Source organism: Enterobacter sp. JH25 (assembly GCF_021725435.1).
Lineage (GTDB): Bacteria > Pseudomonadota > Gammaproteobacteria > Enterobacterales > Enterobacteriaceae > Enterobacter > Enterobacter intestinihominis.
Genome location: NZ_CP091319.1, coordinates 1,663,861 through 1,684,631 on the forward strand (window position 1 = coordinate 1,663,861; position 20,771 = coordinate 1,684,631).

The following is a 20,771-nucleotide window of genomic DNA, read 5'->3' on the forward strand; positions in this document are numbered from 1 at the left end:
TTGTCGTTTTTGTCTGAAGAAGCCGGTACAGGTTGGACAGCCTGTCTCGCTGTTGTACAAGCGCAGGAAGACATTTTTGGTTTCTGCTTTAGGCGAGTATCCCGTCGTTTCAGGCGAGATTTACGACTTTGAGGTGAAGGGGAATATAAAAATAAGGCGCACGGGTGAGATATTAAACATGTTTCGGCAGACATACTCTTTTCCGTAACGCGGCGTTAACAAAACGAATCGCGTTAACGGAGTAAGGAATACCTTTTTTATAGCCAGGTCCAGGGTGACAGCATGAAAAACAAAACGTTGTTTATGATGTTTACATTACTGGGTGCGCCTGGGTTTGTAATCGCAGGTGATTCAGATTTAGCCAGTTCTGAATATAATTTTGCGATAAATGAATTAAGTAAAGCTTCATACAATCAGGCAGCCATTATTGGTCAACAGGGTTCAGGAAATAATGTTGATGTACGCCAGGGCGGTTCTAAATTGCTGTCCGTTATTTCCCAGGAGGGCGGGAATAACCGCGCGAATGTTGATCAGTCAGGGACGTATAACCTTGCTTATATCGATCAGACCGGCAACGGCAACGATGCGAGTATTAAGCAGGGCGCTTTTGGCAACACCGCCATGATTATCCAGAAAGGCTCGGGTAACAGGGCGAATATAACGCAGTATGGTACGCAGAAAACAGCAGTTGTAGTACAGAGACAGTCGCAAATGGCTATTCGCGTTATTCAACGCTAGCGATGTGTGACGCCTTAATCAATCCGATGGGGGTTTACCATGAAACTTTTCAAAGTGGCAGTTATTGCAGCAATCGTAGTTTCTGGCAGTGCTTTCGCAGGTGCGGTACCACAATTTGGCGGCGGTCACGGTGGTGGCTGGGGTGGCGGCAATAACGGCCCTGACTCAACCCTGAGCATTTACCAGTACGGCGGCGGTAACTCCGCGCTTGCTTTGCAGACGGACGCCCGAGATTCTGAATTGACCATTACCCAGCATGGTGGCGGTAACGGCGCAGACGTTGGCCAGGGCTCTGATGACAGTTCTATCGATCTGCTGCAAAAAGGCTTTGGTAACAGCGCCACCATCGACCAGTGGAATAGCAAAGATTCTGTTATCAACGTGAAACAGTTCGGCGGCGGCAACGGCGCGGCGGTAGACCAGACAGCGTCCGGCTCAACGGTGACTGTGCACCAGGTTGGCTTCGGCAACAACGCGACCGCACACCAGTACTGATTCATTTCTGTACCAAAAAACAGGGCATGCGCCCTGTTTTTTTTCGGGAGGATCTCATGAGCACCTTCATTCTCCTTGCCGCGCTTGCCAGCCAGATAACGTTCAGCACCTCACAGCAGGCAAATGTGACAACCATTATTCCTCAGGTCACGCTGGCAGACGCCTGCGAATGTCAGGTTGAGGTGTTATCTGTCCGGCAGGGGCAGGGGGGACAAAGTACATCGCGGCAGAAAAATACTCTTTTTATACCCGCTAATCAGCCGATTGATCTAACGCGAATCAGTTTAAATATTCGCTCAGGGGATGCGGTAAAAATAATCGTCACCGTTTCCGATGGAAAATCGCTTCATTTATCACAGCAGTGGAGCGCACCGGCAAGTACGCTTTAATCATTCATAAAATCAATGATTTAATAAAGTGGCGGCGCTGCACAGGTAAGCTATGCTGATATCAAGAACCCAGCAAACGGGTTGCTTAAATTGATACGTCATAACGGAGCGTTTTTACCCCTCAAGGACGAATTTCATTGAGGAGTACAAATAATGTTCAAATCCGCAGCGTGTATTATTTCTGGTCTGGGACTGATCCTGTCCTCTTTTTTTTCTCCGGCTTATTCAGCAACTATAGAGAATGGTGGGGTGATTCATTTTCGTGGCGCGGTGGTCGCTGACCCGTGCGAAGTCACGCCCCGGCATCAGCAGTTTGCAATTTCCTGCCCGGAAAATAACCGTATGAAAACGCATACCATCAGTTATGACGAGGCGCTCCGGGGCCATCATCCTCACTCAGCGCTGGCCGCTGTTACCATGAAATACCTGAATGAAAAGAAAACGCTTGCGGTCGTTCAGGTGGATTACCGTTAACCGCCGTTTTTTTCGCGACAGTTTTTCTCCTTCTCCCTCTGCGATACACTGATGAAAAAGGCGGGTTGCAGAGGGTGTTTATGAGACCGCAAATCGACGTTATTCATGGCGATATCACGACGGTGCACGTTGACGTGATCGTCAACGCAGCCAATTCCTCCCTCTTGGGTGGGGGCGGGGTGGATGGTGCCATTCACCGGGCCGCGGGCCCTCAGCTCCTTGAAGCATGCAAAACCGTGCGCCAGCAGCAGGGAGAGTGCCCGCCGGGGCATGCTGTTATTACGCTTGCGGGCGATCTCCCGGCCAAAGCAGTGATCCATACCGTTGGACCCGTCTGGCACGGTGGCGACCGCCATGAGGCTGAGATTCTGGAGCAGGCTTATCGTAACTGCCTGCGGCTTGCGGCAGATAACGGCTATAAGACCATGGCGTTCCCCGCCATTAGCACCGGGGTGTACGGTTATCCAAAGGAAGCGGCAGCTACGATCGCCGTGAATACCGTTTATCACTACCTTTCCCTCAAACCCATGCCGGAAAAAGTCATTTTTGTCTGTTTCGATGAGCACACCGCCGACCTGTATCAGCGGCTTTTGACCGCGCGCAGCCAGGCATTTTGATGTTTGAAAAGCAAAAACGGCGCTCTGGAGGCGCCGTTTTTTTATCCCGCTTTAACCTGAGGTTTGCCTGAGAACAGGAAACGCAAAAGCGGGATCCGCAGGTGGATTTCATACAACACGATGGCAATGCCAACCACAAAGACCAGACCGGTGAAGAAGCCCAGCGCATTCGATTTGATATGCGGCGTAATGTACGCCCCGAAAAACAGCGTCAGCGGATGGTGGACCAGGTAGATAAACAGTGAAGCATTAACGAAATAGGTGACGCGACTGGATTTAAAATTCAGCAGACGATGGCCAAGGGCGAACACCACGTTAACCATCCACAGGCCCATCAGCATCGTTATCACGCTCTCTGTCTCATACATCCACGCGTCCCCGCTGCCAAAGCGCTGATTGAGAAGATAGGCGGCAAAGGCCAGCGCAGCACCCACCGCACACCAGGGGGAGGGGGTGGTAAACAGCGCTTTAAGCCGGGGATGAATAAATGCCAGCGCCCCAATCAGGAAGAAGGGAATGTAGAACAGGGTCTGCATCACCACGAAATTAAACAGCCCATCGCTCAGAATGGGAGGGTAGACAATGAGCAGGGTACGCCTGACGGCGGCATACGCGACCCCCAGCGCAAGAAACAGCAGCGACAGCTTGCCCAGGGTGATGTTGGCGAAGAAGGTCGAGGTTGCGGCGCTCGCGCGCTGGCGCAGTTGACTGAAGATCAGCAAACTCACCGTGGTTAGCACCACCAGTACCAGCAGGAACCAGAGGTGGGAAATCAGCTCCCAGACCAGGGTGTTGTATTTCTCATAGAACGAGAGATTAGGCCAGTTTTCCGCCTTGCCTTTAACATGCTGCAACATGATGAACTGCGGCAGCGTCAGCAGCGGAATGGCCGTCAACATTGGTATGCCCACGCGCTCCACGCGCACTTTCCACCACCGCTTGAGGGGATAGCGCAAGAAGAGCATGTAAGAGAAATAGCCTGAAATGACGAAAAACACCTGCATGCGGAAGGCATGGATAAAATCATTGAACAGCGTCAGCCACCAGGAGGGCATCTGGCTGTTCACATGCCAGGTGTGGCTGGAATAGATCAGTGAAATATGAAAAGGGATCCCCAATAGCATGAGCCATGCGCGGATCGAGTCGAGGAAATATTCACGTTGTACAGGGGTTGTGCTCATATAACTTTGCGCATTCTCAGACTTTTCGCCTTATCCCTAAGGCTCATAATGGTTACATTCGGAGCCAACCCTACACCAAGACCGACACCCTGTCTCCAGGATAAGCACGCAAAGTGAAAAGCGGGTTCTTTCATTTGCTTAATCCATGAGCCAGCGAGCTGAACAAAGCAGTGATAATGTTGTCGGATTGCCTGAGTTTCCATTAAAATGGATCGGATCGATATAAGCACACAAAGGGGGAAGTGCTTACTTATTATGAAACATAAACCACAAATGATGAAAATGCGTTGGTTGGGTGTAGCAGTGCTGTTGTCACTGTATACCTCATCTGCACTGGCCTTTAACATCGATGATGTCGCAAAACAGGCTAAATCGATGGCGGGCAAGAGCTACGAAGCGCCAAAAAGTAACCTGCCCTCCGTTTTCCGCGACATGAAATACGCGGACTATCAGCAGATCCAGTTCAATCACGATAAAGCGTACTGGAACAATATTAAAACCCCGTTCAAGCTTGAATTTTACCACCAGGGTATGTACTTCGACACGCCGGTTGCCATCAATGAAGTGACGGCGACCGCGGTACGTAAAATCAAGTACAGCCCGGATTATTTCAATTTTGGCGATGTGCAACACGATAAAGACACGGTGAAAGACCTCGGCTTCGCAGGCTTCAAGGTGCTTTACCCGATTAACAGCAAAGATAAAAACGACGAAATCGTCAGCATGCTTGGCGCCAGCTACTTCCGCGTGATTGGCGCGGGGCAGGTATACGGGCTTTCTGCGCGCGGTCTGGCAATTGATACCGCGCTGCCATCAGGTGAAGAATTTCCACGTTTTCGCGAGTTCTGGATCGAACGTCCAAAACCAACCGACAAACGTCTGACAATTTATGCGCTGCTGGACTCCCCTCGTGCGACAGGCGCTTATCGCTTCGTGATCATGCCAGGGCGTGACACGGTGGTTGACGTGCAGTCTAAAGTTTACCTGCGCGATAAAGTGGGCAAACTGGGCGTCGCGCCGCTGACCAGCATGTTCCTGTTCGGGCCGAATCAGCCGTCTCCGGCGACTAACTTCCGCCCTCAACTGCATGATTCTAATGGCCTTTCCATTCATGCTGGTAACGGCGAGTGGATCTGGCGTCCGCTGAACAACCCGAAACACCTCGCCGTCAGCAGCTTTGCGATGGAAAACCCGCAGGGCTTTGGTCTGCTGCAACGTGGCCGTCAGTTCTCCCGCTTTGAAGATCTGGACGACCGCTACGATCTGCGCCCAAGCGCCTGGGTTACACCGAAAGGCGACTGGGGTAAAGGCAAGGTTGAGTTGGTTGAAATTCCAACCAATGATGAAACCAACGATAACATCGTGGCGTACTGGACACCGGATCAGCTGCCTGAAGCCGGTAAAGAGATGAACTTCAAGTATGCGATCACCTTCAGCCGTGACGAAGACAAACTGCACGCACCGGATAACGCGTATGTGATGCAGACGCGTCGTTCTACGGGGGACGTGAAGCAGTCCAACCTGATTCGTCAGCCGGATGGCACGCTGGCATTTATCGTGGACTTCACCGGGCAGGATATGAAAAAACTGGCGCCGGATACTGCCGTGACGGCACAGGCCAGCATTGGCGATAACGGTGAAATCGTTGAGAACGCCGTGCGTTACAATCCGGTCACCAAAGGGTGGCGTTTGACCCTGCGCGTGAAGGTGAAAGATCCGAAACAGACCACTGAAATGCGCGCCGCGCTGGTCAGTAACGATAAGCCGCTGAGTGAAACCTGGAGCTATCAGCTACCTGCCAATGAATAATACATCTGAATATATTGATGCCATGCCGCTAACGGACATTGAAAAAGCGGCACTCCCTGCGAGCGACATCCGCGCGGTTCACACCGCGCTGGATGGTGAACATCGTCACTTTTCCCGTGATGATGATACGCCGCTGGGGTCAGTGAAGGCACGTCTGGAGCAGGCATGGCCAGACTCGCTGGCAGAAGGGCAGTTAATCAAGGATGACGAAGGGCGTGACCAGCTACAGGCGATGCCGAAGGCCACGCGTTCCTCTATGTTCCCCGATCCGTGGCGCACCAACCCGGTGGGTCGCTTCTGGGATCGCCTGCGTGGGCGTGACGTGACGCCGCGCTATCTGTCACGTCTGACCAAAGAACAACAGGCGTCCGAGCAGAAATGGCGTACCGTGGGAACGATTCGTCGTTACATTCTGCTGCTGCTGACGCTGGCACAGACGGTTGTCGCCACCTGGTACATGAAAACTATTCTGCCGTACCAGGGCTGGGCATTGATTAACCCTGCTGACATGATTGGCCAGGATATCTGGGTCTCCTTCATGCAGCTGCTGCCGTATATTTTACAGAGCGGCATCCTTCTGCTGTTCGCCGTGCTGTTCTGTTGGGTCTCCGCCGGGTTCTGGACGGCGCTGATGGGCTTCCTGCAACTGCTGATGGGGCGTGACAAATACAGCATTTCCGCGTCGACGGTCGGGGATGAACCCCTCAATCCTGAGCACCGTACCGCGCTGATCATGCCTATCTGTAACGAAGATGTTGACCGCGTATTCGCCGGGCTGCGTGCCACCTGGGAGTCCGTAAAGGCGACCGGTAACGCGGCGCATTTCGACGTCTACATCCTGAGCGACAGCTACAACCCGGATATCTGCGTGGCAGAGCAAAAAGCCTGGATGGAGCTGATTGCTGAAGTGCAGGGCGAAGGGCAGATCTTCTACCGTCGTCGTCGTCGTCGTGTTAAGCGTAAGAGCGGGAACATCGATGACTTCTGTCGTCGCTGGGGTAACCAGTACAGCTACATGGTGGTACTGGATGCGGACTCCGTGATGAGCGGCGACTGCCTGAGCGGGCTGGTCCGTCTGATGGAAGCCAATCCGAACGCGGGTATTATTCAGTCCTCGCCAAAAGCGTCCGGTATGGACACGCTATATGCGCGCTGCCAGCAGTTTGCGACCCGCGTCTACGGGCCGCTGTTTACTGCCGGTCTGCACTTCTGGCAGCTGGGTGAATCTCACTACTGGGGCCACAACGCTATTATCCGCGTGAAGCCATTCATCGAGCACTGCGCCCTGGCGCCGCTGCCGGGTGAAGGATCGTTTGCCGGGTCCATTCTGTCGCATGACTTTGTGGAAGCCGCGCTGATGCGTCGCGCAGGGTGGGGCGTCTGGATTGCCTACGATCTGCCGGGCTCGTATGAAGAGCTGCCGCCGAACCTGCTGGATGAGCTCAAGCGTGACCGCCGCTGGTGTCACGGTAACCTGATGAACTTCCGCCTGTTCCTGGTGAAGGGGATGCACCCTGTTCACCGTGCGGTGTTCCTGACGGGCGTCATGTCCTATCTGTCTGCGCCGCTGTGGTTTATGTTCCTGGCACTCTCGACCGCGTTGCAGGTTGTGCATGCCCTGACGGAGCCGCAGTACTTCCTGCAACCGCGCCAGCTGTTCCCGGTGTGGCCGCAGTGGCGTCCGGAGCTGGCGATTGCGCTGTTCGCGTCGACCATGGTGCTGCTGTTCCTGCCCAAGCTGCTCAGTATCATTCTGATCTGGTGTAAAGGTTCGAAGGAGTACGGTGGTTTCTGCCGCGTAACCCTTTCACTGCTGCTGGAAGTGCTGTTCTCGGTCCTGCTGGCACCGGTGCGTATGCTGTTCCACACGGTATTCGTGGTGAGCGCGTTCCTGGGATGGGAAGTGGTGTGGAATTCACCGCAGCGTGACGATGACTCTACGCCATGGAGTGAAGCCTTTATGCGCCACGGCTCTCAGCTGCTGCTGGGCCTGGTGTGGGCCGTTGGTATGGCCTGGCTGGATCTGCGTTTCCTGTTCTGGCTGGCGCCAATCGTCTTCTCGCTAATCCTGTCGCCATTTGTGTCGGTGATCTCCAGCCGTTCTACGGTGGGCCTGCGTACCAAACGCTGGAAGCTGTTCCTGATCCCGGAAGAGTATTCTCCGCCGCAGGTGCTGGTGGATACCGATACCTATCTGGAGCAGAACCGCAAACGCACGCTGGATGATGGCTTTATGCACGCCGTGTTTAACCCGTCATTCAATGCGCTGGCCACCGCGATGGCGACTGCGCGTCACCGCGCCAGCCAGGTGCTGGAGATCGCCCGCGATCGCCACGTTGAGCAGGCGCTGAACGAGACGCCAGAAAAGCTTAACCGCGACCGTCGTCTGGTGCTGTTGAGCGATCCGGTGACGATGGCACGGCTTCACTACCGCGTGTGGACTTCTCCGGAGAGATACTCTTCGTGGGTGAACTACTACAAGGACGTGAAGCTGAATCCGCTGGCACTGAAGACGAAGTAAGTTGTTAAGTAGGGCGGGTAAGCGAAGCGCCACCTGCCAAATAAAATACCGGCTGTGAGGCCGGTATTTTTTTAGAGGTCAGAAATGAAAGTAATCATCGTCGTCATGATGGCATGCCTGCTCAGCGGCTGCGGCAGCATCATCAGCCGCACCATTCCCGGACAGGGCCACGGGAATCAGTACTACCCCGGCGTACAGTGGGATGTCCGCGATTCCGCATGGCGCTATCTCACCGTGCTCGATCTGCCGTTTTCGCTGATTTTCGACACGCTACTGCTGCCCATCGATGCCAGCCACGGCCCTTACGAGTAACGAGAGCTTATCGCTCGTCCCATTCGTCCGCTGCGGCCTGACCTTCTTCGGTATCCAGCGGCGGTTCGAGCTGAAACTCACCTTCATCCCATTCATGCAGCGTATTTTCTTCCAGCCACTCCTGACGTAACTCAATTTCGTCATAGTCGCCGTCGAATACCGCCTGCGCACCTTCACCACTCAGTATCGGCAGACATTCTCCGTCCTCACCTTCATCAGCAAAGAATTCGGCCTGCCACATAATATCGCCGTCCTGAAGGACGTATTTTTGGATATTGAGTTGTTGCACGTCAGCATCTTCTTCCTCAATGCCGGGATTATCGGCGAGGAATTCTTCGCGAGCGGCATCGATAGCTTCTTCCAGCGTGGCGTACATGGTCATTGGTGTCTCCCTGTTTTTCGTGAAGGTATTCAGGGAAAGAATAGCTGATTATATGATTGTGCAAGTATGAATGCGTAAATTAGCCGTCACGATGTTGTGTTATGCGCGCCGGGCGTAGCGCCCGGGATAAGCTGAGCCAGGAATAAACAGCGTTGAACAGCACGACGCCTGCCGTCACGATAAAGACCGCCCGGAAACCGAAACTGGCCGAAACCCCCGCGCCGACCAGCGGCCCGGTGACGTTACCCAGATCGCGAAACGACTGGTTGTAGCTGAAAATACGTCCGGCAATCTGGTTGGTGGAGTTATAGACCAGCAGCGTCTGCACCGCCGGAAGCAACGCGCCGTCCGCTGCGCCCAGCAGAAAGCGCAACACGCCGAGCTGCCAGGGAGACTGCACCATCGACATGGGGATCAGCAGCAGAACGGAGAGGATCAGGGCGCAGATCAGAATTTTCTCCGGGCCGATGCGATCGCCCAGCTTGCCGAGTCGCGGCGCGCTCAGCAACGCGGCCACGCCGGGAACAGAGGCGATCAGGCCGCTAATAAAAGCAATGTTGCTGACGTTTCCCGCCAGGTCGCGGACATAGAGCGTCAGAATAGGCGCGATTGAACCGGTGGCCACCTGAATAATCATGGTGGTCACAAACAGGCTCAGCACCAGCTTTGGGTTTTTCAGCGAGGCCAGCACATCCCGGGCGTGCAGCATCTCTTTTTTGGCTACCGGCGTGAAATTCTCGCGGATGCAGATAAGCGTCACGAGGAAGCAAAGGAACAGCACGCTGGCGGTAATGAAGAATACCGGCCGCAGTCCGTAGTGGTCGGCCAGCAGCCCGCCCGCCAGCGGACCCAGCAGTGCGCCGCTTACGCCGCCAGTGGAGAGCGTACCTAATGCCCAGCCGCTTTTATGGCGTGGGATTTGGGTTGCGATCAGGGCGTTGGCATTGGGGATAAATCCCCCGAGCAGACCCAGAAGCGCGCGTAATATCAGGAACTGCCAGACATTCTGCGCCACCCCCATCAACAGCATTATGATCGCCATGCCGAGCGCGGAGCGCAGCAGCATAATTTTGCGGCCTTTGCGATCCGCAAGCCCACCCCAGAAAGGCGACGCAATGGCGGAGAACAGGAACGTAATGCTGAACACCAGGCCGGACCACATATTCAGTGCGCTATGGCCGGTGACGCCGAGCTGTTCAACGTAGAGGGGCAGGAAGGGCATTACCAGGCTAAAGGCGGCGCCAGTAAGAAAACAACCCAGCCATGCAACCGTCAGGTTGCGTTTCCAGTTTATGGGAGCATCTGTGGAGGACATAACTATCCGCATAATGAGGTGCAGGGCACCGTGACCAGTGAGGTAATAAGCCTGCTAATTATGCGCCTGGGGTATGATTGCCGCAATGACGGGGAGCTTTTAAAGCTAAAACAGCTTGCGGCCCGGAAGACCGCATGCAGATTAATAACGAGAAGGGACGCCCTGAGGCCGGGTTTTGAAGCGGCGATGCAGCCACATGTACTGCTCGGGAGCGAGCATAATGCATTTCTCCACAATGCCGTTCATCCAGCGCGCGGTAGTTTCCGCGTCGTCGAGCGGCGGAGCGAGTTCCGGCTCCAGCATGATAAGCTGATAGCCTGAACCGTCCGGCTTACGGCGCGGCACAAACGGCACGATAGCCGCTTTGGACATCCGCGCCAGCATCCAGGTCCCGGTGGTCGTCGCGGCCTCTTCCACCGCAAAGAACGGGACAAACACGCTGGATTGCGGGCCATAGTCATGATCCGGGGCATACCAGACCACTTCACCTGATTTGAGGGCGCGGATCATCCCTTTAAGGTCTTTGCGGTCGATCATGCTTTTATTCGAGCGCATGCGTCCGTTGGTCTGTATCAAATCGATCACCGGATTATCGTTGGGACGATAAACGCCAATACCCGGCGCCTGCATGCCGAACATGCGCGCGCCAATTTCGAGCGTCAGGAAATGAACGCCAATCAGCAGGACGCCAGTCTGGTTGGCCTGGAGATTATGCACCGGATCCATGCCGGTTCCGGCCACTTCCGTCCAGCGCGCCATGCGCTTATCCGACCAGAACCAGGCCATACCGGTCTCCATCAGTCCCATGCCGACAGATTCGAAGTTTTTAACCACCATGTCGTGACGCTCAGATTCGCTCATCTGAGGAAAGCAAAGCTCAAGATTTCGATACGCGATCCTGGCGCGACGCTTCATAAATTGTTGAGCAATGCGGCCCAGCCCTTTACCCATGCGGAAAATTACGGGATAAGGCAGCTGTACAATTAGCCACAACAAGCCAATGCCTGACCATGTTAACCAATAGCGTGGGTGTAAAAGCGCGGCAGTAAATTTCGGTAACTGGGTCATGTCTGTCCTGTGTTCTAACGTCCTGAAAGGCTATTGTCTCATTTTTTGAGGCATAGCCAAAATGTCTGTCATCGAAACATGAAAGAATATGCAAGTGTTAAGTCTGATTAATCAGGTTGACTGAAATGTAGCGTAAATTGTGTGGATGTAAATTGTCTTTGTTTGCTATATCATGCCGACCGATTTTTATTTCTCAACGATTGCAGGACTTGTACACCATGCCAGTGTTACACAACCGCGTTTCGAATGAGATGTTGAAAGCGCGTATGTTGGCCGAAACCGAACCGCGCACAACGATCTCTTTCTATAAATATTTTACCATCAACGATCCACAGGCGACCCGCGATGCGCTTTACCAGGCTTTCACCGCCCTGAACGTGTTTGGTCGCGTCTATCTGGCGCGTGAGGGTATTAACGCGCAGATCAGCGTGCCGGAAAGCAAAGTCAGCGCCTTCCGCGATCTCCTTTATGGTTTTGATCCGGCGCTTAACGGCTTACGCCTGAACATTGCGCTGGATGATGACGGCAAATCGTTCTGGGTGCTGCGCATGAAGGTGCGTGAGCGTATTGTGGCGGATGGCATCGACGATCCGAGCTTCAATGCCGCGAATGTGGGGGAGTACCTCAAGGCCGCTGAAGTGAACGCGATGCTCGACGATCCGGATGCAGTGTTCATCGATATGCGTAACCACTACGAATATGAAGTGGGCCACTTCGAGAATGCGATGGAAATTCCTGCCGACACTTTCCGCGAACAGCTGCCGAAAGCGGTTGAGATGATGCAGGAGCATAAAGACAAAAAGATCGTTATGTATTGCACCGGTGGGATCCGCTGCGAAAAAGCCAGTGCCTGGATGAAACACAACGGTTTTAATAAAGTCTGGCATATTGAGGGTGGGATCATTGAATATGCCCGCCGCGCCCGCGAGCAGGGGTTACCGGTGCGTTTTATCGGTAAAAACTTTGTGTTTGATGAGCGTATGGGCGAGCGAATTTCAGAGGACGTAATCGCTCACTGCCACCAGTGCGGTACGCCGTGCGACACGCATACCAACTGCAAAAACGACGGTTGTCATCTTCTGTTTATTCAGTGTCCTGCATGTGCCGAGAAGTTTAATGGCTGCTGTAGCGAGCTGTGCAGTGAAGAGAGTATCCTGCCTGAAGAAGAGCAACGTCGTCGCCGTGCCGGGCGCGAGAACGGGAATAAGATCTTTAATAAATCCCGGGGCCGACTGAATACCAAACTGGGTATTCCGGACCCGGAGTAAAACATTGCCCGGCGGCGTAAAAGCCTGCCGGGCCTGTTTTATGACTTCTGCTGAACGCCTTCCACCGAAATAATCAGCTCTACATCCTGCGATGCCGGTCCTAAATCTGTGGTGATATTAAAATCTTTCAGATGAATTTTGCCGGCGGCTTCAAAGCCAGCACGTTTTCCGCCCCACGGATCGTCGCCCTGGCCGATTAATTTCGCATCCAGTGTTACCGGTTTTGTTACGCCGTTCAGCGTAAGATTACCGGTAATAGCGAGCTTATCACCGTCTTTCTTCACTTCTGTCGACGCGAAAGTAGCTTGCGGGAATTTGCCTACGTTCAGGAATTCAGCGCTGCGCAGATGTTTATCACGCTCGGCGTGATTAGTGTCGACGCTGTTAGTATTAATGGTGACGTTTACTTTATCGGCAGCAGGGTTTTTCTCGTCGAAACTAAATGTGCCATCGAAATCATTGAACGTACCATATAACCAGCTGTAACCCAGATGCTGAATACGGAAATTGACGAAGGCATGCTGGCCTTCTTTATCAATTTTATAGTCGGCGGCAATGGCCGAACCGGTGGTAAATAACAGCGAACCTAATGCGATACCCAACAGGCGTTTTTTCATTTTATGCTCCAGAGTCAACTGACGAACGGCCAAGCATGCGCTTCAGCGTATCGTCTTTATCGATAAAGTGGTGTTTCAGGGCCGCAAGGCCATGCAGAACAGACAGGATCACCACGCTCCATGCCAGCCACAGATGAACCACACCTGCGGTGTCAGCCTGTGAACCGGCGTCAGCCAGCGTGGCAGGGACGTCAAAGAGCCCAAACACGCTGATCGGTTTGCCGTCTGCGGTCGAAATGAGATAACCGCTGATCAGAATGGCGAACAGCAGGGCATAGAGTGCGATATGTGCGCCAACAGCGCTTATGCGGGTAAGACGGCCATGGCTTTTGGGGGCTGGAGGGGGCGGAGAGAGATGTCGCCAGATCACGCGAAAAACCAGACCCATCATCAGCAGAACCCCAATGCTTTTGTGCAATTCGGGGGCCTGATGATACCAACCGTCATAATAGCTTAATGTCACCATCCAGAGGCCGAGACCAAACATGGCATAGACAGCAAGTGCAAATAGCCAGTGTAAACACATGGATATTATTCCGTAGCGGCTGGAGGAGTTACGCCATTGCATATGAATTTCCGTTCTCAAATGACTGAGCAATAAAAATGGCCGGATTAATTAAATAATGCAACTGAAAAAAAGGAATAATGTTATTTAGTTATTTTATTTCAGCGAATTTGAATGTGTTTCCGCAATGTATTTCAATCGCTTCGTTCAATAAATTTGAGATGACTTTTTATAAAAACTATAAGTTAAATAAGTTTAAAGGAGTGTCAATAAACGTCAGTGATGGTTTTCAGAAGAATACAATAAAGATGACGTCAACAATCGCCAGCAGCGACCAAAGGACAATGTAGAGCATGAAATGCTCGCGGATGTTATTGATAAGGTAATTCACCAGTCTGCGCATCATGATCCTCTCGCAAATCAGGCTCCGGTTATTCGGAGCCTGTAGCGGTATTATCGGCTAAAGCGCGAGAGCGCGAAGGGTTTGAGATCAAACGAAGGCGCAATCCCCTGAGCAAACTGGGCGGCGATTTCACCTAACACAGAGGCAAATTTAAACCCGTGACCGCTGAGCCCGGTTACGATCAGGGTGTTGTCGTGCCCAGGCAAGGTGTCGATGATGAAGTCTTCATCTGGCGTATTGTCGTAGGTGCACGCTGCGCCATAAAGCAACCCGCCTACGCCCGGCAGAATATTACGCAGGAACGTGAAGGCTTCGGAACCATCCTGCGGATAGGCTCCGTACGGCTTGCGTTCTTCCGCAGAGGAAATGACCTGTCCGCCGTTATGTTTGCCAATCTTGAGCGCGTCTTTTTCCGAGGGGAAACCGTAGTACTGGTCGCCATTAGGTAACTCGCCCGTGAACGCCGGGAATTTGTTCTGGCTGCTGTAACGCCCGTCAGACTGGAACCAGGAGAAGACTTTGCGTACCGGCTGGATGGGCAGATCCGGCAGCAGTTTCGTCACCCACGTTCCTGCACTCACCAGCAGGCGCGTGGCGGTATATTCACCTTCAGACGTGGTGACGGTTGAACCCCCGGCATGGTGGGTGATACCCGTGAGCGGACAGTTAAACAACTGTGCGCAGCCCGCTTTGGCGGCGAGATCAATCCAGGTCTTAATGGCCGTTTCGCTGTGCAGTACCCCGGAATTGGCTTCAAACAATCCAATGTAGTCTTCAGGGACAGAAATTTCCGGCCAGCGCGCCATAATGCCGTTCGCATCCAGGCGCTCTACGTCCAGGCGGTAGGCTTTCGCGCTCTCCTCAACGTTCGCCAGAAACGTGGAGTTGGAAGGCCCGAGGTTAATCACCCCGGTGCGCTCAAAAATGCGTTCTTCGGTGAGTGCGGCCAGCTCATCCCACAGCGTCTGAGCCCGAAGCACCAGCGGTACATAGCGCTCACCTTCGCCGTAAGCGTGACGGATGAGACGGGTATCGCCGTGATGGCTTCCTTCAGAATGAGGGGGAAGGTGGGCGTCAATCATCAGCACATTCAGACCCGCCTGCGTGGCGTAATAACCGGCGGCAGATCCTACGGAGCCGCTTCCGATAATGATCAAATCGTATTTCATAGGCTTCTCTTTACTAACGCTTTGTTAGCAGAGTAATTAACTATGTGGGCTTATACAAGAACGAAATAAATAAGGCACCGCGAGGGTGCCTGTTGAGTGAAGGGCATAAGATTAATGCCGTTTATACTCATTTTCCTGATAGTCGCCAGATTCTATTTTTGCGATGCCTGCTTCCAAAATAGAGATAAACTGACGGGCGACGTCTGTTGTAAGCCACAGCGTCTGTCCAACTTCCGCTTCATCACGGTTTTGCTGATTTGGGGTCTGGTAGTGCAAACGCAGCATCAGCGCATCGTAGCTGTCTACGGTGCTGATATCCCAGCCAACAAGCGGATGGGTCTGGATCACTTCACTATTCTTTTCCATTATAACCCCCTTAATGCGTGTTAGAAGACAACGACTTTGAGGTTCAATGCATGTTTTTCTGAAAGCAATTTCAGTATATCAATTAATAAGGGTTCCGCAGGAAAAAATAAACGGGTAGCAACACATTTTTCTGCTTTTTAGGATTGTTCGAACAATAAAACGTCATCTTGTTCACGATTTTCTAAGAAGATACTGAAATATTTTGAACTTTCAGGAGACGAAACGAAAAAAAGCCGGGGCGACCCGGCAAAAAAACACAATGAGGGAGCAAATTTTAATCAGTGATAAACCAGTCGTCGGCGCTTTCCCATGTTTCCTGCAAAATTTCGCTGATGCGGTCTTTGTCTTCTTTCGCGCCGCCAATGACGGAAAGATGGTTTGCTGTCGCATAACGTACCGTTATGGCGCCATCGTTTTCAGGAAAAGTGCTGTTAATACGTCGGGATAGCTCACCCGCCAGAGCGTCGAGTGCGCCAGCAGGCAGGACGGTGGTTTTGGCAATGGTGACTTCAATACGCATAAATGCCCCCTGTGTAATATACTGTTTATTTATACAGTTATATTGGCGGTTTGACAACAGGGGGATGACAATTTTTTAGCTTTTTACCGTCCAGCTTACGGTTTCACCGGCCAGGAAGGGGATCAGCGTATCGTCGGTGAGCGCAATCGACGCTTCAACCTGGCTTTCTTTGCGCTCCAGCTCAATGAACGTGTCATTAACCGGCAGACCGTAGAAACGCGGGCCGTTAAGGGAGCAGAAGGCTTCGAAATGGCCTAACGCGTTCATCTCGTCAAAGACGGTTGCGTAACTTGCCAGGGCGGTCGGGGCGTTAAAGCAGCCTGCACAGCCGCAGCTCGCCTCTTTACGGTGACGGGCATGCGGGGCGGAATCCGTGCCGAGGAACGCGCGCGGGAAGCCGCTGGCGACCAGCTCACGTAGCGCCTGCTGGTGGATATTGCGCTTGAGGATCGGCAGACAATACAGATGTGGACGAACGCCACCTACCAGCATGTGGTTACGGTTAAACATCAGGTGCTGCGGGGTGATGGTGGCGGCAATCAATTCGTTTCCATCCCGGACATACTCTGCGGCATCTTTGGTCGTAATGTGTTCAAACACTACCTTCAGCCCAGGAAGACGCTGGCGCAGCGGCTCCATGACCGTTTCGATAAAACGCGCTTCGCGATCGAAAATATCAATGTCAGCGTGGGTCACTTCCCCGTGCACCAGCAGTGGCATTCCCAGTTTTTGCATACGCTCCAGAACAGGCATGATGGCATCAATACTGGTCACCCCATGGCTGGAGTTGGTGGTGGCATTCGCCGGGTAGAGCTTCGCGGCGGTGAACACACCTTCGTTAAACCCGCGCTCAACTTCATTCGGATCCAGCGAGTCCGTCAGGTAGCAGGTCATCAATGGGGTAAAATCGTGTCCGGCCGGAACGGCGTCAAGGATACGCTGGCGATAGGCAATCGCGGCCTCGACGGTGGTGACTGGCGGAACCAGGTTAGGCATAACAATCGCACGGCCATAAATTTCGCTGGTATACGGCACGACGGTTTTCAGCATGTCGCCATCACGAAGATGGATATGCCAGTCGTCTGGGCGGCGGATTTTGAGAACCTGGGATTGTACAGTCATGGAAGCTCCGGCTTGAAAGGGATCAGTCATAAGATGGCTGTTTTTGCCGGACACAAATCATAAGCGGAAACGTTTTCGTTTGCACACTATTCCGTTAAAAAAAACGGGCGCCTGAGCGCCCGGAGTATTTAGTCGGTGAAAGGAATGATGATTTCACCCGGTTTCACCTCTATCCCTTTGGCATATTTTTTCGCCAGAGATTCGCCCTTACTCTTGTCTTCGCTCAGAACGTAGGCGGGCTGCTGGTTGAAATAGTTCTGTAACGACTGGTTGAGATAAGGCATCAGCGTTTGCAGCACCGGTTTCATTTTATCCGGCGTGATGACCGCATCGACGATTTCCATCTCTTGCAGGAAAATTGCCCCTTTCTCTTTATTGAAGACCGGCAGCGCCTTGAGCTTCAGCTTGATATCCGCTTTCTGATTGCCGAAGAGCGAGGTCATGTCGAGGCTGGCATCGCCGGACAGGGTGACTTTGTTAGGCTCCTCGCGCCCAATCTGGCTGGCGAGATTCGTCAGGACGATATGTGCATCCGCAAGGCCGGGCACGCCGATATCTTTTGAAAAGTTATTATGTTTTTCCAGCGCCTGATTAATTTCCTGCTCACTGACGGTGTACTGCGTAAGCTGGTTACATCCCACCAGCAGCCCACTGACAATTAACGCAGCGGCAATAACGATCTTTTTCATGGTGTTCCTCAACATAAAATCGGCGCATCTGTCCTGATACGCCAGTATGTCAGGGTGATCCTGGAGAAACCAGCAGAAAAAACTGATAGTGCAGGGAGGTAAATATCCTCCCCCAGAAGGTCAGGCGCCAGGCTCCAGCATCCCGCGGGTGCTGCGTTTATCACTGAACTGCCACCAGAGGGCAATCAGCGTCATAAAGCCGACCATACCGAGCATGACCCACGGCAGCTCCGGCTGATGGAGCGCTTTTCCGGCATCAAACAGCCAGCCGCCACCGGTGTAACCCAGCGCGCCGCCAAGCGCCAGTCCGAGACGGCTGAAGCCCATGTAGCTGCCACGGGCCCGGGCGTCGGCAAGTGACGCGCTCAGGGTTTCACGGGCCGGCTCGGCAATGATTGAGCCAATATAGAAGGTGCAAATCAGCATAAACAGCTGCTGGAGTGAGCTCACCAGGCCGATGGGCATCATGCTCAGCGTCATCAGCAACAGCCCGGCCATCAGACGGTGCTCAAGCCGGAAACGGCGCTCGCTCCACCGGGCAATCGGATAGAGCAGAGTCAGAGAAAGGCAGGCCTCAATGGCATACATCCATTTTACCGCCGCCGGCGTGCCGGCAATATCGTTAACCATAATCGGCAGCATCAGCATGACCTGCACGGCGAGCATGTAGTAGCCGGTCAACGTTAAAACATAGGTGACGAAGCGTTTATCGCTCAGCACGCGGTCAAGCCCTTCCCGCACCGGCGCTTTTACCGTCGACAGCTTCCATGCGGGCAGAAACAGACCGTTAAACAGCGCGCAGAGAATAAACAGCACCGCGCCGGTGGCGCAGACCAGGCGGAAATCGTATTGCAGCAGCCAGCTTCCCAGCAGGGCGCCCACTACCGCGCCAGCGCTGTCCTGCATCATCAAAATTGAGAAGAAACGCCCCCGGTGTTGCGGACGGATAAGCTTAACCACCAGCGCGGTACGCGGTGGGTCGAAAAGGGTGCCGCCAATCCCGGAAAGGAAACAGGAGAACCACAGCAGCCAGGGGTCATGAGCGATTGCCATCGTGGCGAATCCCGCCGCACGTAACAGCATGCCGGTGACGATCATCGGTTTCGCACCAAAGCGGTCGGCTATTGCCCCGCCAAACACGCCAAGACCCTGTTGTACAAACTGGCGTAAGCCCAGCGCGATCCCGACCATTAGCGCCGCCCAGCCCATTTGATCGACAAAACGAATCGATATAAGTGGAAAAACGACAAAAAAGCCGAGCACGACCAGCATGTTATCGACGAGCAGGAAATATTTACCCAGGCTCCTGGCCTGTGATACGCGGGACATTTTCCCTCCAGGGAAAATAAAAGGTGAGCACGCTAATATTCTGCGGTGTCGCCGCGCTTTTTCACATACCTGCTGGCGACAATATTTTTTTATCAAAAAGGTGCTTTGATAGAGAGTTCTCATCGAAAAATGTGAAAAGCGATAAAAATGGTATGTCACTGTTTTCACAGAAGGCACAGGCGCAGGTATAGTAAAGCTAACAGGCAGAGCAGAAGCGACGGGAAGGAGTGGTATCGATGTTTGGCTATCGCAGTAATGTGCCAAAAGTGCGTCTGACGACGGACAGGCTGGTCGTTCGTCTGGTGCATGAGCGTGATGCCTGGCGTCTGGCGGATTATTACGCCGAGAATCGCCAGTTTTTAAAACCCTGGGAACCCGTTCGGGACGAGAGCCATTGCTACCCCTCTGGCTGGCAGGCGCGCCTCAGTATGATTGCGGAATTTCACAAACAGGGAAGTGCGTTTTATTTCGCGCTTCTCGATCCGGAAGAGAAAGAGATCGTTGGCATTGCCAATTTTTCAAACGTAGTACGCGGGTCGTTTCACGCCTGCTATCTCGGGTATTCCATCGGCCAGAAATGGCAGGGGCAGGGGCTCATGTTTGAGGCGCTGACGGCGGCGATTCGCTACATGCAGCGCACGCAACATATCCATCGCATTATGGCGAACTACATGCCGCACAATAAGCGCAGCGGCGATCTGCTGGCCCGCCTGGGGTTTGAGAAAGAGGGCTATGCCAAAGATTATCTGCTGATTGACGGCGAGTGGCGGGACCATGTCCTCACCGCGCTCACCACGCAGGAGTGGACCGCGGGTCGTTAAGGAGAAAAGATGAAATATCAGTTAAATGGCGCCGAAGCGCGCGTGATTGGCTGCCTGCTGGAAAAGCAGGTTACGACGCCGGAACAGTATCCTCTTTCCGTGAATGCCGTCACGATGGCCTGCAACCAAAAGACGAACCGTGAGCCGGTGATGAACCTTGGCGAGCATGAGGTGCAGGATATCCTTGATGAGCTGGTGAAGCGCCACTACCTGCGCACCGTCAGCGGCTTCGGTAATCGCGTCACTAAATATGAACAGCGCTTTTGTAATTCCGAATTTGGCGATTTAAAACTCAGCGCCGCAGAAGTGGCGGTTATCACCACGCTGCTGCTGCGCGGGGCGCAGACGCCGAGTGAACTGCGCACACGCGCCTCCCGCATGCATGAGTTTCAGGATATGCAGGACGTTGAACAGACGCTGGAGGGATTAGCCTCACGCGAGGACGGTCCTTACGTGGTGCGTCTGGCCCGCGAGCCGGGCAAGCGTGAAAGCCGCTACATGCACCTGTTTAGCGGCGACGTGGAGTCCTCTACGCTGGCCGTCGAATCCGACACGCCAGCATCAAACGACAGCCTGACCGCGCGCGTGGCAGCCCTGGAAGACGAGGTTGCCGGGCTGAAGCAGCGTCTGGATGCTTTACTCGCACACCTGGGAGATTAAC

At 53.5% G+C, this 20,771-nt stretch carries 24 protein-coding genes; 11 read left to right on the forward strand and 13 right to left on the reverse strand.

Annotated elements, in window-relative coordinates:
• Positions 1-282 precede the first annotated feature (282 nt).
• From csgB to ymdB, 5 genes are all read left to right on the forward strand, one after another.
• Complete coding sequence (gene csgB / locus L2Y28_RS07855) at positions 283-738, forward strand: curli minor subunit CsgB (protein ID WP_022647701.1); 456 nt, start codon at positions 283-285, stop codon at positions 736-738.
• Between the two features lie 39 nt (positions 739-777).
• Complete coding sequence (gene csgA / locus L2Y28_RS07860; protein WP_003858043.1) at positions 778-1,233, forward strand: curli major subunit CsgA; 456 nt, start codon at positions 778-780, stop codon at positions 1,231-1,233.
• 56 nt (positions 1,234-1,289) lie between these two features.
• Complete coding sequence (gene csgC / locus L2Y28_RS07865; protein ID WP_022647702.1) at positions 1,290-1,622, forward strand: curli assembly chaperone CsgC; 333 nt, start codon at positions 1,290-1,292, stop codon at positions 1,620-1,622.
• A gap of 153 nt (positions 1,623-1,775) precedes the next feature.
• Positions 1,776-2,096: a type 1 fimbrial protein gene (locus tag L2Y28_RS07870; protein ID WP_022647703.1), complete on the forward strand. Its 321-nt coding sequence runs from the start codon at positions 1,776-1,778 to the stop codon at positions 2,094-2,096.
• A gap of 80 nt (positions 2,097-2,176) precedes the next feature.
• Positions 2,177-2,713, forward strand: coding sequence for an O-acetyl-ADP-ribose deacetylase (ymdB, locus tag L2Y28_RS07875; protein ID WP_022647704.1), 537 nt, complete (start codon positions 2,177-2,179; stop codon positions 2,711-2,713).
• A 41-nt stretch (positions 2,714-2,754) separates the two neighbouring features.
• Here ymdB and mdoC read toward each other — a convergent pair whose 3' ends face one another.
• A complete protein-coding gene (mdoC, locus tag L2Y28_RS07880; protein WP_022647705.1) occupies positions 2,755-3,894 on the reverse strand; it encodes a glucans biosynthesis protein MdoC in 1,140 nt (379 codons plus the stop codon).
• A 255-nt stretch (positions 3,895-4,149) separates the two neighbouring features.
• Here mdoC and mdoG point away from each other — a divergent pair, with 255 nt between their 5' ends.
• The 3 genes from mdoG to L2Y28_RS07895 all read left to right on the forward strand — a co-directional run bounded on the left by mdoG (position 4,150) and on the right by L2Y28_RS07895 (position 8,536).
• The gene (gene mdoG, locus L2Y28_RS07885; RefSeq protein WP_032622136.1) at positions 4,150-5,703 is read left to right on the forward strand and encodes a glucans biosynthesis protein MdoG; all 1,554 of its coding nucleotides are present in this window, start codon (positions 4,150-4,152) and stop codon (positions 5,701-5,703) included.
• Positions 5,696-8,224 carry a glucans biosynthesis glucosyltransferase MdoH gene (gene mdoH, locus L2Y28_RS07890; protein ID WP_022647707.1) on the forward strand — a complete coding sequence of 843 codons (2,529 nt, stop codon included), beginning with the start codon at positions 5,696-5,698 and terminating at the stop codon, positions 8,222-8,224. The genes mdoG and mdoH overlap by 8 nt, the downstream gene beginning before the upstream one ends.
• A gap of 84 nt (positions 8,225-8,308) precedes the next feature.
• Positions 8,309-8,536, forward strand: a complete 228-nt coding sequence (locus L2Y28_RS07895; RefSeq protein WP_003858030.1) for a YceK/YidQ family lipoprotein — start codon at positions 8,309-8,311, stop codon at positions 8,534-8,536.
• A 7-nt stretch (positions 8,537-8,543) separates the two neighbouring features.
• On the opposite strand, the gene L2Y28_RS07900 is transcribed toward L2Y28_RS07895, so the two are convergent.
• From L2Y28_RS07900 to L2Y28_RS07910, 3 genes are all read right to left on the reverse strand, one after another.
• Entirely contained in the window at positions 8,544-8,918 is a 375-nt protein-coding gene (locus L2Y28_RS07900; protein WP_003858026.1) for a MysB family protein, read from the reverse strand.
• A gap of 79 nt (positions 8,919-8,997) precedes the next feature.
• The gene (gene mdtG, locus L2Y28_RS07905) at positions 8,998-10,233 is read right to left on the reverse strand and encodes a multidrug efflux MFS transporter MdtG (protein ID WP_022647708.1); all 1,236 of its coding nucleotides are present in this window, start codon (positions 10,231-10,233) and stop codon (positions 8,998-9,000) included.
• A gap of 141 nt (positions 10,234-10,374) precedes the next feature.
• Positions 10,375-11,301 carry a Kdo(2)-lipid IV(A) acyltransferase gene (locus L2Y28_RS07910; protein WP_022647709.1) on the reverse strand — a complete coding sequence of 309 codons (927 nt, stop codon included), beginning with the start codon at positions 11,299-11,301 and terminating at the stop codon, positions 10,375-10,377.
• A 218-nt stretch (positions 11,302-11,519) separates the two neighbouring features.
• On the opposite strand from L2Y28_RS07910, the gene L2Y28_RS07915 reads away from it, so the two are divergent.
• Complete coding sequence (locus tag L2Y28_RS07915; RefSeq protein ID WP_022647710.1) at positions 11,520-12,569, forward strand: rhodanese-related sulfurtransferase; 1,050 nt, start codon at positions 11,520-11,522, stop codon at positions 12,567-12,569.
• A 38-nt stretch (positions 12,570-12,607) separates the two neighbouring features.
• Here the strand turns inward: L2Y28_RS07915 and L2Y28_RS07920 are convergent, their stop codons facing one another.
• From L2Y28_RS07920 to mdtH, 9 genes are all read right to left on the reverse strand, one after another.
• Positions 12,608-13,186 carry a YceI family protein gene (locus L2Y28_RS07920; protein WP_022647711.1) on the reverse strand — a complete coding sequence of 193 codons (579 nt, stop codon included), beginning with the start codon at positions 13,184-13,186 and terminating at the stop codon, positions 12,608-12,610.
• A gap of 1 nt (position 13,187) precedes the next feature.
• The gene (locus tag L2Y28_RS07925) at positions 13,188-13,754 is read right to left on the reverse strand and encodes a cytochrome b (RefSeq protein ID WP_022647712.1); all 567 of its coding nucleotides are present in this window, start codon (positions 13,752-13,754) and stop codon (positions 13,188-13,190) included.
• A 226-nt stretch (positions 13,755-13,980) separates the two neighbouring features.
• Positions 13,981-14,094, reverse strand: a complete 114-nt coding sequence (locus L2Y28_RS07930) for a YceO family protein (RefSeq protein WP_022647713.1) — start codon at positions 14,092-14,094, stop codon at positions 13,981-13,983.
• Positions 14,095-14,144: 50 nt separating this feature from the next.
• Positions 14,145-15,263 (reverse strand): N-methyl-L-tryptophan oxidase, encoded by a 1,119-nt coding sequence (gene solA, locus L2Y28_RS07935; RefSeq protein ID WP_022647714.1) that lies wholly within the window; start codon positions 15,261-15,263, stop codon positions 14,145-14,147.
• A 111-nt stretch (positions 15,264-15,374) separates the two neighbouring features.
• The gene (gene bssS / locus L2Y28_RS07940; protein ID WP_015570838.1) at positions 15,375-15,629 is read right to left on the reverse strand and encodes a biofilm formation regulator BssS; all 255 of its coding nucleotides are present in this window, start codon (positions 15,627-15,629) and stop codon (positions 15,375-15,377) included.
• A gap of 274 nt (positions 15,630-15,903) precedes the next feature.
• Entirely contained in the window at positions 15,904-16,149 is a 246-nt protein-coding gene (gene dinI / locus L2Y28_RS07945; protein WP_022647715.1) for a DNA damage-inducible protein I, read from the reverse strand.
• A gap of 75 nt (positions 16,150-16,224) precedes the next feature.
• A complete protein-coding gene (pyrC, locus tag L2Y28_RS07950) occupies positions 16,225-17,271 on the reverse strand; it encodes a dihydroorotase (RefSeq protein WP_022647716.1) in 1,047 nt (348 codons plus the stop codon).
• Between the two features lie 128 nt (positions 17,272-17,399).
• Positions 17,400-17,960, reverse strand: coding sequence for a lipoprotein (locus L2Y28_RS07955; RefSeq protein ID WP_022647717.1), 561 nt, complete (start codon positions 17,958-17,960; stop codon positions 17,400-17,402).
• Positions 17,961-18,080: 120 nt separating this feature from the next.
• Positions 18,081-19,289 (reverse strand): multidrug efflux MFS transporter MdtH, encoded by a 1,209-nt coding sequence (gene mdtH / locus L2Y28_RS07960; RefSeq protein ID WP_022647718.1) that lies wholly within the window; start codon positions 19,287-19,289, stop codon positions 18,081-18,083.
• A 236-nt stretch (positions 19,290-19,525) separates the two neighbouring features.
• Between mdtH and rimJ the strand changes: the two genes are divergently transcribed.
• On the forward strand, positions 19,526-20,110 hold the full coding sequence (rimJ, locus tag L2Y28_RS07965) for a ribosomal protein S5-alanine N-acetyltransferase (RefSeq protein ID WP_003858007.1): 585 nt from the start codon (positions 19,526-19,528) through the stop codon (positions 20,108-20,110).
• 9 nt (positions 20,111-20,119) lie between these two features.
• Positions 20,120-20,770 carry a YceH family protein gene (locus tag L2Y28_RS07970; protein WP_236919581.1) on the forward strand — a complete coding sequence of 217 codons (651 nt, stop codon included), beginning with the start codon at positions 20,120-20,122 and terminating at the stop codon, positions 20,768-20,770.
• Position 20,771 lies beyond the last annotated feature (1 nt).